Source organism: Selenomonas sp. oral taxon 892 str. F0426, from assembly GCF_000468035.1.
In the GTDB taxonomy this organism is placed as follows: Bacteria; Bacillota; Negativicutes; order Selenomonadales; family Selenomonadaceae; genus Centipeda.
Window position 1 is genome coordinate 309,747 of the sequence record NZ_KI260539.1, and the last position, 16,527, is coordinate 326,273.

Annotated in this window: 11 protein-coding genes; 3 read left to right on the forward strand and 8 right to left on the reverse strand. The window is 57.5% G+C overall.

From position 1 onward, the window contains the following. Positions 1 to 157 precede the first annotated feature (157 nt). The 7 genes from HMPREF1992_RS11810 to HMPREF1992_RS06675 form a co-directional block, all read right to left on the reverse strand. On the reverse strand, positions 158 to 412 hold the full coding sequence (locus tag HMPREF1992_RS11810) for a hypothetical protein (RefSeq protein ID WP_037358822.1): 255 nt from the start codon (positions 410 to 412) through the stop codon (positions 158 to 160). Positions 413 to 455: 43 nt separating this feature from the next. Beyond that, the gene (locus HMPREF1992_RS06650; protein ID WP_021685103.1) at positions 456 to 1,172 is read right to left on the reverse strand and encodes a hypothetical protein; all 717 of its coding nucleotides are present in this window, start codon (positions 1,170 to 1,172) and stop codon (positions 456 to 458) included. Further along, positions 1,169 to 2,785 (reverse strand): amino acid ABC transporter ATP-binding/permease protein, encoded by a 1,617-nt coding sequence (locus HMPREF1992_RS06655; RefSeq protein WP_021685104.1) that lies wholly within the window; start codon positions 2,783 to 2,785, stop codon positions 1,169 to 1,171. Before HMPREF1992_RS06655 ends, HMPREF1992_RS06650 begins: the two co-directional genes overlap by 4 nt. Further along, positions 2,782 to 4,428, reverse strand: coding sequence for a thiol reductant ABC exporter subunit CydD (gene cydD, locus HMPREF1992_RS06660; protein WP_021685105.1), 1,647 nt, complete (start codon positions 4,426 to 4,428; stop codon positions 2,782 to 2,784). Before cydD ends, HMPREF1992_RS06655 begins: the two co-directional genes overlap by 4 nt. Before the next feature lie 5 nt (positions 4,429 to 4,433). Further along, complete coding sequence (cydB, locus tag HMPREF1992_RS06665) at positions 4,434 to 5,450, reverse strand: cytochrome d ubiquinol oxidase subunit II (RefSeq protein ID WP_021685106.1); 1,017 nt, start codon at positions 5,448 to 5,450, stop codon at positions 4,434 to 4,436. A 2-nt stretch (positions 5,451 to 5,452) separates the two neighbouring features. Continuing rightward, the gene (locus tag HMPREF1992_RS06670) at positions 5,453 to 6,823 is read right to left on the reverse strand and encodes a cytochrome ubiquinol oxidase subunit I (protein WP_037358826.1); all 1,371 of its coding nucleotides are present in this window, start codon (positions 6,821 to 6,823) and stop codon (positions 5,453 to 5,455) included. Between the two features lie 164 nt (positions 6,824 to 6,987). Next, entirely contained in the window at positions 6,988 to 8,346 is a 1,359-nt protein-coding gene (locus HMPREF1992_RS06675; RefSeq protein WP_037358829.1) for an HAD-IC family P-type ATPase, read from the reverse strand. 246 nt (positions 8,347 to 8,592) lie between these two features. Here HMPREF1992_RS06675 and HMPREF1992_RS06680 point away from each other — a divergent pair, with 246 nt between their 5' ends. Continuing rightward, entirely contained in the window at positions 8,593 to 10,134 is a 1,542-nt protein-coding gene (locus HMPREF1992_RS06680) for a glycine betaine ABC transporter substrate-binding protein (protein WP_021685110.1), read from the forward strand. Positions 10,135 to 10,254: 120 nt separating this feature from the next. Then, complete coding sequence (locus tag HMPREF1992_RS06685; RefSeq protein ID WP_021685111.1) at positions 10,255 to 12,159, forward strand: fructose-bisphosphatase class III; 1,905 nt, start codon at positions 10,255 to 10,257, stop codon at positions 12,157 to 12,159. Between the two features lie 52 nt (positions 12,160 to 12,211). Here HMPREF1992_RS06685 and HMPREF1992_RS06690 read toward each other — a convergent pair whose 3' ends face one another. Continuing rightward, positions 12,212 to 13,189: a hypothetical protein gene (locus tag HMPREF1992_RS06690; protein WP_021685112.1), complete on the reverse strand. Its 978-nt coding sequence runs from the start codon at positions 13,187 to 13,189 to the stop codon at positions 12,212 to 12,214. Between the two features lie 220 nt (positions 13,190 to 13,409). Here HMPREF1992_RS06690 and ileS point away from each other — a divergent pair, with 220 nt between their 5' ends. Continuing rightward, complete coding sequence (ileS, locus tag HMPREF1992_RS06695; protein WP_021685113.1) at positions 13,410 to 16,526, forward strand: isoleucine--tRNA ligase; 3,117 nt, start codon at positions 13,410 to 13,412, stop codon at positions 16,524 to 16,526. Position 16,527 lies beyond the last annotated feature (1 nt).

Genomic DNA, 16,527 nt, shown 5'->3' on the forward strand with positions numbered 1-16,527 from the left:
ACAATTATTATCAATTGATAGGTAAAAGAAAAAGGGGAATCCCCCCTTTTTCTTTTGCCCGTAATACGGTCGATACCGCAAGCGATAACGACCGTGTTTATAATCGTTCCTTCATCTATCTGTCGCTAGAATACAGTATTGCATTTCTCTTGTCAACTCAAAATTTACACAGAAAAAAGCGCTGCGGCATGAGGAGGTTCTTGCTCTCGTGCAGCAGCGCTTTTAAGGAATCGCTGATAAAATGAAGTCCGTCAGATTGGCGTAGATTTTTTCGTCCGAACAAGGAGACAAACCGGACGATAGCCAAAGCTATGTGGAGGATTTGCCGAAACAGTGCGAGCAAAAAAAGATGCGTCAAGATGGCGCAGCTGAATTTATCAGTGCTTCCTTTAATAAAGCAATGCAATGCCATAAACAAAAACCCTCCCCGCATGATGGGGAAGGCTTGGAAGATATCATATATCCCAATGCAGATGCTCGGGATTTGGCGTGGCGCGGTCGATCTCGCGCAGGATCCACGGCGCATTTTCGTGCGTCGCGGCGAATGCGTCCGCAAGCCCCTGCTCGTATGCAGATGGCATCTCCATCGCATGAATTGCCATGTGCATATAGTCCTTTGCAATGAGGACGACACCGCGCTCTGCGGCAAGGTGTGCCTTGAAGCGGTAGCCGTAGTAGAGATACGAGTTGTGCGGAACGGCGTCCTCGAGTCCGTCAAACGCAGCGATGCGCTCGTCCGCCTCCGCCTCTGCTTCCTCAGTCATGCGCAGCTTGTGCATGAGGTTCCAGCGATCTGCCCACAGCTCGCCGCGCAGGATGTACTTGTAGAGAAAATCCGTGGACTCGGCGCACTCAATTGCGAGGTTGATGTGTTCGAGCGCCGCTTCTTGCGTTTCCGTTTCCGTCGCTTCAAGGGCGCTCAGTCCCTGCATGGCGTAGACTTTTTCCTCCACATCCTGTGCGAGTTCCTCGTTCGGCTCTGCATCCACGACGCTCTGAAAGAGTTCGAGCGCCTCTGTGCGGTATTCCGCGCGTTGGGCAAGAAAGTGGGCAAGGCGTGCGCGTGCGTGCCAGTCGTCCACGCCGCCTGCAAAGAGATCGTGGGGCGGGGCAGCACTGCCGAGGCTGTCCAGAACAATGTGGATCAGCTCGTGAAATCGTTCCTGTGTCATAGTTCTATCACCTGCTTCATACGGTCTAGGAGGGGGAGGTCATGCGTGATGACAATGAGTGTTCCGCCGCGCGCATCAAGCGTTTCCAGAACAGCAGCAATCAATCGTTCTCCGCGTGCGGCATCCAGTCCTGCGGTCGGCTCGTCGAGCAGGAGGAGGTCTGCTTCGGCGGCAAGTGCAAGTGCAGTGAGCAGACGGCTGCGCTGTCCTCCCGAGAGCCGTGCGGCATTTGCACCGAGCGGCTCGTCGAGTCCTGCGGGGAGCGCCCGCACGACATCGGCAAGCTGTGCCGTCTCAAGTGCCTGCCAGATATGTGCCTCATCCATATTCTCGTGCAGGCGCAGAAAGTTATCACGCGTGGAGGTGCTGAAGAGCCAGCTCCCTTGCAGGGAGGCACCGAAGAGGGTACGCGTGCCGTCGGGCGACAGCTGTGTATGCGGTACCCCGTTATAGGACAGCGTGCCGCAGTCAGGCTCCCAGAGGCGCAGCAGGAGGCTTGCGAGCGTGGTCTTGCCCGCGCCGCTCTCGCCGATGATCGCCGTATGTTCGCCGCGATGGATGCGGAATGAGAGATCGCGCAGGATGGGGACGTCGGCGTGGTAGCCGAAGGAGAGGTGATATGCCTCGATGAGCGGAGCCTGTTCCTCTGCGCTGTACTCTGTGTCTGTGTGCGCGGGGTTCAGTGCGGCACAGGGGGCTGACGGCAGAATATTCTCCGCTGCCTGCACTGCCTCCACCGTGCCGAGACTCGCTGCAGGCAGAGGGCGGTACTCGCTGAGCACAGCTTCGAGGACGAGCACCCAGACGGCATACTGAACGCCGGAGAGCACACCGTCTGCAGCGTATGGCGTCAGGAGTGCAATCAGGGCGATCCAGACCGCGACGCGTAGTACGTCGAGCAGGGTGAAGAGGCGCTCGCGCTTCGTGCGCTTGTGACTCTGCTTCTGTTGAAAATCCTCTGCTGCTGTGTCAAGCTGTCCCTGTGCCTGTGTGAGCGTACCCGCCGCCGCAAGCTCCGCACGCCCGTCGAGGAGATCGAGCAGAACCTCGCGATAGGCCGTGCTCTCCGTCCGCAGATCCGTCTCGTGCAGGAGGTGGGGGAGGACGAGGTGGAGCAGATAGAGCGCGATGATGAGTGGCACGCCCCACGGGCAGAGCGGCGCGAGTGCCGCACAGGTCACAGCGGTGAGAATGCCCGCGATCAGCGGCTGCGGGACGGTGCGCAGGTAGAAGTTGCGCAGGGTCTCACAGCCCGTCAGAAGATCGTGCAGAAATTCGCCCTCGCGCGCGTTTCCCGCACGCAGAGGAATCGCTGCGGCAGAGCGGCGATAGGTTGCCTGCTGCAGGTTCTCATAGCACGCGAATGCAAGCCGATGGGAGAGCAGGCGGTCGAGATAGCGAAAGACGGCACGCCCGATACCGCACGCGCGCACCAGTGTGATTGCAAGGGCAAGCGCGGAGAGCGGCGGCTGCAGTGCCGCGCTTGCGATGATCCATGCAGCCGTTCCGATGAGTGCAATGCCCGAGGCGGCGGCGAGCACACCGGCGAGGAGTGCAGGCAGCGCCTTTGTCGGTGCTGCAATAGCAAGCAGTCGAAAGAGTGTCCCTGTCATCCGTGCGCACCTCCCAAGGTAATGACGTGATCCGCCCATGCGATGAGGGCGGGGCGGTGGGATGTCAGAATCAGCGTGCGATGATGGGCAAAGCGCGTCAGTGCCGCAATGACCTCTGCCTCCGTCTCTCCGTCCAGTCCCGCTGTGATCTCGTCGAGAAGCACGATGGGACGGTTTTGAAAGAAGGCGCGTGCAAGCCCGAGGCGATGGCGTTCTCCCGCAGAGAGCGGATGCCCGCCTGCACCGAGCGGGGTGCGGAGTCCATCGGGCAGGGCGCGCAGGAAATCGCCGAGTGCGGCCGCCTCAAGTGCTTCCGCAACGGCATCGTCCGTGGCATCCGCAAGCCAGAGACTGACGTTATCGGCAAGTGATGCCGTAAAGATATGCGGTTCCTGCGGCACGTATGTGATGAGGTTTTGTTTTGTTTCCTCCGAGAGCTGTGCGAGGTCAAATACATTGGCACTCCCAGCTCCGTCCGTGAGCAGAATGCTTCCCTCGGTCGGTGCAGTCTGCCCCGCGAGCAGGAGGAGCAGCGTGGATTTTCCGACGCCGCTCGCGCCTGCAAGTACGGTGGATTTGCCTGCGGGAAACGAGAAATTCAGCCCCGTGAGCACGGTCTCTTCGGTCAGCGGATAGCGATAGGAGAGGTTTTTCGTATGCGGCGCCGGCGGCGAAAGGATTTGACTGCGTGCGCCGTCTGAGGGGGAGGGGAGATCCAGATAGGGGGTGAGCGCCGCCTCTGCCGTCTTTGCATCCATCGCCGCGTGGAACGCGATGCCGCCCTCACGCAGCGGCTGATAGAAGAGCGGAGCGAGAATGAGCACGAAGAACGCCGTCTGGAAGGTCATCATGCCGTCCAGAAGCCGCAGGCCGATGGAGACGGCGATGAGCGCAATCGACAGCGTCGTGATAAGCTCGAGCGCGAACGCTGAGACAAAGGCAAGACGCAGGACAGAGAGGGATGCCTCGGCAAAGGAGTGACTCATCTGTGCGAGATGTGCTCCCTCGGCGTCAATGCGGCGAAAGATCTTGAGCGTCATCGCCGCACGCACGAGTTCGCCGAACCCATCCGTGAGCGACTGCATCTTGTCCCACTGCCGTTCACTCGCACGGCGTGTCGCCTTGCCGATCAAAAAGAGCAGGAAGGGAGCAATCGGAAGAGTCGCAAGGAAGAGCAGCGCTGAGAGTGGGTCTGCAACTGCCGTGACAACGAGAATCAGCGGGATGAGAACCGCGCCTGCTATCATCGTGGGCAGCACCGTATGGAAGAACGGATCGAGTGCATCGACGCGCTCCAGCGTGAGTGTCAGCGCACCGGAGGAATTGCGGCCGTGCAGGAGCATTGCTTCGTGCAGTGCTGTGCGTGCGGAAAGGCGAACGCGATGGGAGAGCTGCGCCTCGATGCGTCCCTTGGGGAGGCGCAGCAGTGCCATAGAGAGGACGCACAAAAACAGCATCAGAAGATCTGATGCTGTTTCGGTAGGTCCGCCGTGCTCCATGAATACTGCATTCACGATGACGGCAGTTTCCCATGCCGCCGCGATGACGAGCCCCCCGTGGAGGAGTTCGATCACCGCGCGTATGAGGAGGCTGCTGCGTTCGGTGTGCAGCACAGAGCGTAGAATGGACTTCTTTTTTTTCATTGTGATTAGTATGCCTGATGCCCCGCATCGTTTGGAGAGATGCGTTTGCGGAAGATGTAGTACGTCCAGATCTGATAGCCGAGGATAATCGGAACGAGGATGACCGCTGCGACTGTCATGATGGAGAGTGTGTACTCCGTCGAGGACGCATTGTAGATCGTGAGGCTCCAGCCCGCATTCAGGCTTGAGACCATGAGGCGCGGGAAGAGCCCCGCGAAGAAGCCGACCGTCGTGCCCGCGATGGCAAGACCGCCAAGGATGAACGCTGGTTTATGTGCCTTGGCATAGAGCGCACCGATGGCAGCGACAAATGCCGCAGCGGAGAGGACAAGTGCGCCGGCTGCAAGCGGGCTGCTGTAGAGGTCGGTATTCGTGTACGTGAGTACCATGCAGAGTACGTAGAGAAGCGCTGCAGCGACGCCGAACTTCAGCCCATAGCTGCGTGCACGCTCCAGCAGATAGCGATCTGTGAGGCGCAGGTTCAGGAATGTCGCTCCGTGGAATGCAAAGACTGCGAAGAATGTCACGCCGCCGACCACCGTGTACGGGGTCAGGAGATCGAAAAAGCCGCCTCGATAGACCATATTTGCGCCGATGGGCAGACCCGCGATGAGGTTCGTGACGACTACGCCCCAGAGGAACGCGGGGACGATGCTGCCGAACGCAATCGCACGCGACCATGTGCGCTGCCATTTTTCATCCGTGCGCTGATGGCGGAACTCGAACGCGACCGCACGCAGGATGAGCGCGACAAGCATGAGAAAGAGCGCGATATAGAACGTGCTGAAGAGCGTGGCGTAGACATGCGGGAACGCCGCGAACATCGCGCCGCCCGCCGTAATCATCCAGACCTCGTTGCCGTCCCAGACAGGGCCGATGGAGCGAACGAGCTGAGAGCGGTCGCTCTCCTTGTCCGAGAGGAGTGTGAGCAGTGTGCCGACACCGTAGTCGAATCCCTCGAGGAAGAAGAATCCCGTGAAGAGAACGACGATGAGCACAAACCAGAGAATATTGTAGTCCATGCTTACTTCCCTCCTTCGATGGCAGGTGTGATCTGCGTGCGGCGGATGAAGCGGAAGGCGATGTAGAGCGCCGTGATGATGAGCAGCAGATAGAGTACGGTAAAGCCGATCATCGTGAACATAATCTCTGCCGAGGTAAGGTTCGGCGACACACCGTCAACGGTTTTTTGCAGTCCCATGACGAGCCATGGCTGACGGCCCATCTCCGCGACGATCCAGCCGCAGGAGTTCGCGATAAAGGGCACGATGACGAGCCACGGGAGCGCGTAAAGCAGCTTCTTTGCCGAGAATAGCTTGTCCTTTTTTGCCAGATAGAATACGACAAGTGAGACGAGTACCATGAAGAATCCGGCGCCGACCATCGCACGGAAGGAGTAGAAGAGCATCGTTACGTGCGGACGGTAGTCGCCCGGGCCGAACTTCTCGACGGCCTCCTTCTGAAGGTCATTGATGCCGCGCACCTCGCCCTTGATGTTGTCATGCACCATGATGGTGAACATATAGGGGATCGTGATCTCGAAGTCGTTGTGCCCCTTCTCCATGTTCGGATAGGCGAGTACGGCAAAGGGCGCGGGATCCTCCGTCTCCCAGAGCGCCTCCATCGCCGCGAGCTTCATCGGGCTGGCCTGAGCGAGGTACTGCGTGTGTAAATGTCCGCTCATGATGACACCGACGACACCGACGATGGTGTAGATCGCACCCGCCTTGATCGCCTGTGTGAAGGCGTAACGCGACTCCTCATCGTGGAGCAGCTTCCATGCCGAGACCGCCATGATGACGAAGCCTGCCGTTGTGATGCCCGCGAAGAGCGTGTGCGACTGTTCGCCGAGGATGTAGTGGTTCGTGATGAGTTCAAAGAAGTTTGCCATCTCCGCGCGTCCGTTGGCGATCGTGTAGCCGACGGGGTGCTGCATGAATGAGTTGGCGACGAGAATCCAGAATGCCGACAGGTTGCTGCCGATCGCGACGAGCCAGATACACGCGCAGTGTGCCTTTTCGGACAGCTTGTCCCAGCCGAACATCCAGATCCCGAGGAACGTCGACTCGAGGAAGAACGCCGTCAGCGCCTCAAGTGCGAGCGGTGCGCCGAAGATGTCGCCCATGAAGCGCGAATACTCCGACCAGTTCATGCCGAACTGGAACTCCTGCACCAGACCGGTAGCGACACCCATCGCGAAGTTGATGAGAAAGAGCGTGCCAAAGAAATGCAGCAGCTTCCGGCAGGTCTTCTTCCATTCCGGCTTCTTCGTCCGTACGTAGCACGTCTCGAGCAGGGCGACAAAGATCGCCATGCCGAGGGTGACGGGGACGAAGAGAAAGTGATAGATAGTGGTGATTGCAAACTGCCATCGTGACAGCAGCACTTCTTCCATTTCCAAACCCCTCCTAAATAAAATAGCCATGATAATAACAGCACCGTCTTCTGTCGCTTCAATCGTGACAAAAGACCTTGATTCGGTGAATTATATCATAGGTCAAAATGAAATACAAGTTAGATGGATATTTTCAACTGATTAGGAATAAATATCTGTTATCCTCATTTTCGAAGGGCATTCACAATAAGCAAAATGAAGAGGAAAATAAGCGTGCCGCCGACGAAAGGATAGGACAGCAAGGCGCCGTCGAAGAAGGTCAGTGCCCCTGCAGCCGACGGCGTAAAGAGGAGGACGAAGATGATGCTGAGCCAGAGATTTTGTCGGGCACGGGCGCGTGACCCATTGATCGTATCCCAGAGCGTGACAAGGCTTGGAATTCCCTGTGCATCAAGCATGATGTCGGGAGTGAAGTTCGTCGAGCGCCCCTGATTGCGCAGTGCCTGTGCCTCGAAGTAGGCGGCATCCTCGGGGGCCATCAGCGGTTCGATCTCCTGCGGCACATCCTCTCCGTCCGGCCCGCGCAGGAGTTCCTCGTGCAGAGGATCGTGCCGTATCTCGTTCGCTTCGATTGCGGGCGGCCTGTCGAGTGAGGAGGGGCAGCCAATGCTGATGTCTGCCGCGCGCATTGCTGCCTGATCCGCCATCGGGTCGCCGACCATCGCGACGACGGAGCCGCGTGACTGCAGAAGGCGGATTTCACGAGCCTTGTCTGCGCTCGTAAGATCGGAGCGTACCTCACTGATTCTCAGCTCCTTGCTCGTTGCGTTTGCAAGGCGTTTTGTCTCTCCCGTAAGAAGAATGAGGGAAAGTCCGCGTTCCTTGAGCTGCTGCAGGGCACGCCGCACCTCGGCGCGTATATCGTCACGGACGGCGATGATGCCGCGCGCGTACTTGCTAGAGCTGACGAAGAGCGGTGTCTGCCCGCTCGTTGCGAGCTGGTCGGCGCGCGTGAGGAGCGCGGCGCTGATCTCGATATTCTCCTCCTGCAGCCACTCCTTTTTTCCGACGCGTACGGGTGTACGTGCGATCAGCGCCTCGACGCCAAAGCTCTCTGTCTCGTGCGCGGCAGAGTGACGCTGGAGATGCAGACCACGCTGGACAGCCGTGTCATAGAGCGCGTGGGCGTAGGGATGTGTTGCCTCACGCTCGGCACTGGCAGCGAGCGCGAGGAGTGAGCCCTGCGTCATGCCCTCGGGCACGAGCGCGGAGATGAAGACATTGCCCTCTGTGAGCGTACCATTGCGGTTGAACGCAATGGTATCGACGTGCATCAGTTCGGTCAGCGCTCCCATGCGGCTGCACACAATACCGGAGCTGCGCAGGCTGCGCTTGATCCGCAAAGCAAGTACAACGCGTGATAGGATAAAGGGCAGCGGTGAGGCGGCAAGAAAGACACCGAGGAAAATTTCAGATGCCGTTTCGACGGAGACCTCATCTGTTATATACCAGTATCCCGCAGCACCGACCGCAAGGACAACGCTTGCGATGAAGTGGAAAAATGTCGAAAAAAATTTCTTCAAGGACGTTCAGCTCCTGTCCTGTTACTTTTTACAGAGGCATTATAACATAGGCAAAGGGCTGTGACAAATCCATTCGCATATACTTGCCCCTTGCGATGAGAAGGTGATAATATGGAAGAAAATGGGTCATGATATAGATGCAGAACCCCTCTCTTCCTGCAGAGAGGGATTTTTCATTTGCATGACATTCTCATCTGTGATATAATACAATTGTGATCGAATATATTACATTTTGGAGATTGAAACATGGAACTATTTCAGGCAGTTCTTTCAATTTTTGCAGAGCGCAGTACATTTTTCGTGCAGCTTATAATCGAGCATCTTTGGATTTCGGGTGCAGCAATCGGTATCGCAATCGTACTCGGCGGGGCGGCAGGCGTGCTGATTCACAAATATGAACGGGCAGCGGCGCCAACGCTCGGGACAGTGAACTTCCTCTATACGATCCCGTCGATCTCGATGCTCGGCTTCCTCATCCCGTTCTTCGGCATCGGCAACCGCTCGGCAATCATCGCCCTCACGATCTACGCGCTGCTGCCAATGGTGCGTGCGACACATACGGGGCTTTCGCAGATACAGCCCTCTCTCGTGGAGGCGGCAATCGGCATGGGCGGCTCTCCGCTGCATGCGCTGATACGTGTCCAGATTCCGCTTGCGATGCCCGTCATCATGAGCGGTATCCGCAATATGGCGACGATGACGATCGCACTTACAGGCATTGCATCCTTTATTGGTGCAGGCGGGCTCGGTGTTGCAATCTATCGCGGCATCACGACGAACAACCCCGCGCTTACGATTGCGGGAAGCCTGTTGATTGCAATCCTTGCGCTTGTGGGAGACGGCGCACTCGGATGGGTGGAGGCGTGGCTGAAGCGCCCCGTACGCGTCAGCGGAACACCCCGCGCTGCCTATGCCGGTGCAGCGGCTGCCCTGATCATTGCCGTGAGTGGGGTTACCTACGGATTCTTTGGCAGGGCAGACATCGTTCACATCGCTACAAAGCCGATGACGGAGCAGCTTATTATGGGCGAGATGCTTAAAATGGTCATCGAGCACGATACGGGGCTCGAGGCGCGTATTACGCCAGGTGTCGGCGGCGGAACGTCGAATATCCATCCCGGCATGGAGAGCGGCGCATTCGACATCTATCCCGAGTATACGGGAACGGGATGGAATATGGTACTCAAAGAAGAATCGAAGTACAGTGAGGCGTTGTTTCCAACGCTGACCGAGGAATATGAGCGGCGCTTTGCCATGCGTTGGGTCGGGATGTACGGCTTTAACGATACGTTTGGCATCGCCGTGCGCAGGGAGATTGCGGAACGCTATGATCTGCACGACTATTCCGATCTGCGTCGTGCTGCCCCACAGATGACGTTCGGCGCGGAATATGACTTCTTTGAGCGCGCAGATGGTTATCCTGCACTCTGCAAGGAGTACGGGCTCGATTTCGGGCGCACGGTCGATCTCGATATCGGGCTGAAATATCAGGCGCTTGCAAATGGGCAAATCGATGTAATGATCGTGTTCACGACAGACGGGCAGCTTGCGGCAGCAGATGCACGTGTGCTCACGGATGATCGGAGCTTTTTCCCGTCCTATCGCTGCGGCAATGTTGTGCGTGCGGATGTTTTGGATCGGCATCCGGAGCTGGGAGATGCGCTTGAAAAGCTGACGGGGATAATCACAGACGAGGAGATGGCGGCGATGAACTACGCTGTCGAGACAGGGGGCAGGGAACCGCGCTCCGTTGCGGAGGAATTTCTGCGTGGAAAGGGAGTACTGTGAGTGCTCCCGCAAACAGTGGGCTTTCTTGAATTTCCTTCTGCTTAATGCTAGAATACAGAAGAGTAAAAATATTGGAATCGCGGAATTTATCAGTGATTCCATTACGCAGGAGGACGCGATATGAGCATAAACATGGCAAAGACGGAGCAGGAAAAGGTGCTCCGTCTGATGGCGGAGAAGTACCCGACGAAGGAAATCGTCTACGAGAAGATCGTCTACCTAAAATCGCAGCTCATGCTGCCGAAGGGCACGGAACACTTTATGAGCGATCTCCACGGCGCATACGATTCCTTCTTTCACATCCTCAACAACTGCTCGGGCGTTATCAAGGAGAAGGTCGACTACTGCTTCGGCGAGCGTATGACGGAGGAGGAGAAGGCAGAGTTCTGCACGCTGATCTACTATCCGCGCGAGAAGGTGGAGCAGCTGACGGCGGAGGGCAGGGCAGACACGATTTGGTATCAGCAGAACATTGCCAATCTGCTCGAACTGACCAAGCTCATGAGCTGGAAATTCCCCGCAAGCAAAATGCGAAGCTACATTCCAAAGCGCTACGAATCCGTCATTGTGGAGCTGCTGAGCACGCGCCCCGAGCTGGACGAGGCGCAGCTTTACTACTATAAACAACTGATCGAAACGATTGTGGAGATCGGCGGCGGCACGGACTTCATCGATGCGTTCAGCGTGCTCGTCAAACGCCTCGCAGTCGAGCGCATCCATATCGTCGGTGATTTTTTCGATCGCGGCGATCGTCCCGACGGCATCCTTGACCTCCTCATGCAGCATCCGTCCGTCGATATCCAGTGGGGGAATCACGACGTGCTCTGGATGGGCGCGGCGCTCGGCAGTGAGGTCTGCATTGCGGCGGTCATCCGCAACTCGCTGCGCTACCGCAATACGGATGTGCTTGAGCGCGGTTACGGCATCAGCCTGCGTCCGCTCTCGACCTTCGCATCGCGCATCTATCCAGACGAGAACCCAATCAAGGCGGCGGAACGTGCAGTCTCGATGATGATGTTCAAAATCGAGGGAGCACTCATTAAGCGCAACCCAGACTTTCAGATGGAAGATCGTCTGCTCCTTGACAAGATCAACTTCAGCTCATCGTATGTCACGCTCAACAACGGGCGGCGCGTGGAGCTTGAGAGCGCCTATTTTCCGACGATTGACGACGGAGCGAACTGTTATGAGCTGACGGAGGAAGAGCAGCACATCATCGATGATCTGCGTTCCTACTTCATCGAGAGCAAGACACTGCAGCGCCATGTAGACTACCTCTACGAGCGAGGCAGTATGTATCTGTGCTGCAATGGCAACCTGCTCTTCCACGGATGCGTTCCCATGAACGAGGATGGGAGTTTCCGTACGATCACCTACAAGGGCAAGGAATACACGGGCCGCGCATGGATGGATTTCTGTGAGGAAAAGGCGCGTGAGGCGTGGCTCGAGCATACGCAGGAGGGACAGGACTTCATGTACTTCCTCTGGTGCGGATTGCTTGCGCCGACCTCGGGCCGCTCGTTCACGACATTCGAACGCTCCTTTATCTCCGATGAATCGACGTGGAAAGAGCCGTCCGACCCGTATTTCCGTCTCATCAAGGAAGAAGCGATCTGCGAGAAAATCCTTGCGGAGTTCGGCCTTGACCCGAAGCATGGGCACATCATCAACGGGCACGTTCCCGTCAAGGTGAAGAAGGGGGAGAGCCCCATGCGTGCGAATGGGCGGGCGATCATCATCGACGGCGGCTTTGCGACGCCATACCATTCCAAAACGGGGATCTCGGGGTACACGCTCATCTACAACTCGCGCGGGCTGCGCCTCCTCCAGCATCAGGAAGTGGCGAATGTGCGCGAGGCACTGCGTGAGAATCGCGACATCGAGTCCGTCTCGCAGACCGTCGAACTGCAGGCGCGCAGCTGCCTCGTACGCGACACCGATCGCGGTGCGGCGATCATGGATGAGATTGCTGACCTGCATACACTCCTGCGCGCATATCAGACAGGGCATATCAAGCCGCAGTAAGAGAATAAGAAAGCCCGCACATTGCATTTGATGTGCGGGCTTTCTTATTCTCTTATGGATTCTTTTTCAGCCACATACTCCACGGCACGGCATAGTTGTCCTCGTGATTCTGCTGAACGTAGTCGTAGAACTTTGCGATCATTTCTGACTTGTGATGGTAGTCTATATCCTCCCATCCCATCGGTGCATGCTGCGTGGTCGGGTCGTAGGCGAGGTATGCTCCGCCGAGCAGGTACTGACGATAGAGAATGTCCTTCAGCGGGACGGAGGGATTTTTCATCATATCGTACATCGCCATAAAGCTGGTCGTGCGTCCCTTGCCTGCCTGACAGTGAAAGTGCATCCATGTGTCCGCAGGCATTCTTTTCACGAGATCGACAAATTCGTCGATGGTCTGTGGGTCTGCCCATTTGTGGTCGATGACGGCGAGACGGACGTAGCGCACGCCCGCATCCTCGACCAGCTCACGCTCCGTCATCGCCGCCGTGACGCGGACGGTCTGCTGATTTTTTGGCTGCTTTTTCTTGTCGAGGTGCGCGAGCACGACATCCTTGCCCTGTGCACTGCGAATGCGCATGTTCTCGTCACGCAGTGCCTCGTGCTTCGTCCGGCCGATATTGCCCCAGTCGTGCTTGCCGTACCAGCTGACGGCGTTCCCATTCATGAAGCCGTGCGACTCCTGCCGCAGATCGACGATACAGATCGAGCCTTTTGCGCGCGTGTGCAGGTCTTTCAGCAGCGCGTGAAAGGCAGGGACGGAGAACTCCGCGCTTCCCGAGAGCGGCAGGGCGTCTAGCCCCTCGCGAGAGGGAGTGTAGTTCGGGTCGACACCGAACTTCGCTGCGTCTGTCCGCATTTGGAACGGCGATGCCGCCGTGCGGAAATTGTGCGGCAGCTCCGCCACATTGCCTGTCGCCATATCGATGCGCCAGAGATAGCCCCGGTAGTCTGCATTCGTGTCGGCGGCAGAGGCGGTGTATGGGATGATGCATAATAGCAGGGCAGTCAGTAAATGTTTGAATGCGTGCATGAGATCCCTCCACTGTGTAAACCGACGATCCTTTCGGAATCGCTGATAAAACCTTTGCTAAAATTGGAGTGAATTTTATCTGTGCTTTCTATATCTATCGTTGGTTATAGCACTCTTTGCATCAAGGTGCAAGGGAAATCTTGGGCAGATGCCGTCTGTTCCTTGAAAAATCCCCTTCCGTGTGCTAGAATGACGTGACTATGCTACGGGAGGGGTTTCTTTGTACGAGAAAGTAGATACCAATCTGAATTTTGCCGCGCGTGAGAAAGCCGTTGCGGATTTTTGGCGCGAGAATCATATTGCACAGCAGGCGGTGGACCAGCGTGAGGGCTGCGAGACGTTCACGTTCTATGACGGCCCGCCGACGGCGAACGGCCGCCCGCACATCGGGCACGTATTGACGCGCGTCATCAAGGATATGCTGCCGCGCTATCAATCAATGAAGGGGCGCAAGGTGCTCCGCAAGGCTGGCTGGGATACGCATGGCCTGCCTGTCGAACTCGAGGTTGAGAAGGCGATCGGCATCAACGGTAAGGAGCAGATCGAGGACTACGGCATCGAGCCATTCATCAAGAAGTGCCGTGAATCTGTCTGGACGTACAAGGCGATGTGGGAGGAGTTCTCCGATGTCGTTGGTTTCTGGGCGGATATGGAGCATCCCTACATCACGTATGAGAACAACTTCATTGAATCTGAATGGTGGGCACTCAAGGAGATCTGGAAGAAAGGGCTGCTCTATCAGGGGCACAAGATTGTTCCGTATTGCCCGCGCTGCGGCACGCCGCTGTCCTCGCACGAGGTGGCACAGGGCTACAAGGATGTGACGGAGCGCTCGGCGATTGTAAAGTTCAAGGCGGTGGACGAGGATGCCTATTTCCTCGCGTGGACGACGACACCGTGGACGCTCCCGTCGAACCTCGGTCTGTGCGTGAACCCGAACGTGACGTACGTCAAGGTGCGCGTCTATGGCAAGGTCTACTATCTTGCCGAGGCACTGATGGACAGTGTATTTGCAGACTCGTGGGGTGACCGCGAGATTTTGGAGACCATGAAGGGCTGCGATCTCGAGTACCGCAAGTACGAGCCGCTCTATCCGTTTGCGGGCAAGGATGTGCAGGACAAGGCATTCTTCGTCATCTGCGACGACTATGTCACGACTGAGGACGGCACGGGCATTGTCCATACGGCACCCGCATTCGGTGAGGACGATAACCGCGTCTGCCGCAAGTACGGCATGCCGTTCGTCCAGTTTGTCAATGACAAGGGTGAGATGACGGAGGAGACGGACTGGCCGGGGGTCTTCGTAAAGGATGCCGACCCTCTGATCCTCGAGGATCTCGATAAGTCGGGCAAACTCTTCAAGGCACCGGAGTTTACGCACAGCTATCCGCACTGCTGGCGGTGCGATACTCCACTGATCTACTACGCGCGGGCCTCGTGGTTCATCCGGATGACGGCGGTGCGCGATGCGCTCGTAGCGAACAATAACACGGTCAACTGGATTCCAAAGACGATTGGCGAGGGGCGGTTCGGCAACTGGATCGAGCATGTGCAGGACTGGGGCATCAGCCGTGACCGTTACTGGGGCACTCCTCTCAATATCTGGAAATGCGACTGCGGGCATGAGCACGCCGTCGGCTCCATCGAGGAGCTGCGCGGACTTCAGCCGAATTGCCCTGCGGATATTGAGCTGCATCGCCCGTACATCGATGCGGTCACATTCCCATGCGAGAACTGCGGTGCGGAGATGCACCGCGTGCCCGAGGTCATCGACTGCTGGTTTGATTCCGGTGCGATGCCGTTTGCACAGTGGCACTATCCGTTTGAGAACAAGGAGATCTTTGAGAAATACTTCCCCGCAGACTTCATCTCCGAGGCGGTCGATCAGACGCGCGGCTGGTTCTACTCCCTGATTGCGATTTCGACGCTGCTCTTTGACAAGAGTCCGTACAAGAATGTCATCGTCCTCGGTCATGTGCAGGACGAGAACGGGCAGAAGATGAGCAAGTCGAAGGGAAATGCGGTCGAGCCGATGGATGCACTGCGCCGTCACGGTGCGGATGCGATTCGCTGGTACTTCTACGAGAACAGTGCGCCGTGGCTGCCGAACCGCTTCTCTGACGACGCGGTGCAGGAGGGTGCGCGCAAGTTCATGGGGACGCTCTGGAACACGTATGCGTTCTACGTTCTCTATGCGAACATCGACAATTTCGACCCGACGGCGTACACGCTCGACTATGATCGCCTTTCGGTCATGGACCGCTGGGTCTTCTCGCGCCTGAATACGATGGTGCGTACGGTGGATGACTGCCTCGGCAATTACCGCGTGACAGAGGCGGCGAAGGCGGTGCAGGCCTTCGTCGAGGAGCTGTCGAACTGGTACGTGCGCCGCAGCCGCAGCCGTTTCTGGGCGAAGGGCATGGAGCAGGACAAGGTGGATGCCTACCTCACGCTTTATACTGCGCTTGTGACGACGGTGAAGGCGGCGGCGCCGATGGTGCCGTTCATCACGGAGAGCATTTACCGCAATCTCGTCTGCTCGGTCGACAAGACGGCGCCGATCTCGGTGCACCTCGCTGATTACCCGACGGTGAACGAATCGTTAATCGATCCTGCGCTCGAGGAGAATATGGAGATCGTGCTCGAGGTCGTGACGCTCGGGCGTGCGGCACGCAACGCAGCGAATATCAAGAACCGCCAACCGGTCGCGAATATGTTCGTCAAGGCGGAGCACGCACTGCCGGAGTTCTTCGTCGCGATCATCGAGGATGAGCTGAATGTCAAGGCGGTCACGTTCCGCGACGATATGTCGGACTTCCTCGCCTATCATGTGAAGCCGAACTTCCGCGTGCTCGGCGCGAAGGTCGGTAAGCAGATGAATGCGGTCAAGAAGGCGCTCGAAGAGAGCGACGGCGCAGCGGTGAAGGATGCGCTCGCAGGCGGCAGCTACACGCTGCATCTTGCGGACGGCGATGTTACAGTCACGTCCGAGGATGTCGAGGTGACGGTCTCCCAGCAGGAGGGCTACAACTGCCAGAGCTATGGCGGTGTCACCGTTGCGCTCGAGACAACGCTTACGCCGGAACTCCTCGAGGAGGGGTTTGTCCGCGAGATCATCAGCAAGGTGCAGACGATGCGCAAGGAATGCGGGCTTGAGGTCACCGATCATATAGCGCTCGATCTTTCGGGTAACGCGAAGCTCACGGCGATCGCAGCGAAGAACGAGGCGTTCATTTCCGAGATTACGCTTGCTGACAGCATTTCCTACGATGCACCGGCGGGCACAAGCAAGGAGTGGAACGTCAACGGAGAGAAGCTGACGCTCAGCATCAAGTAAG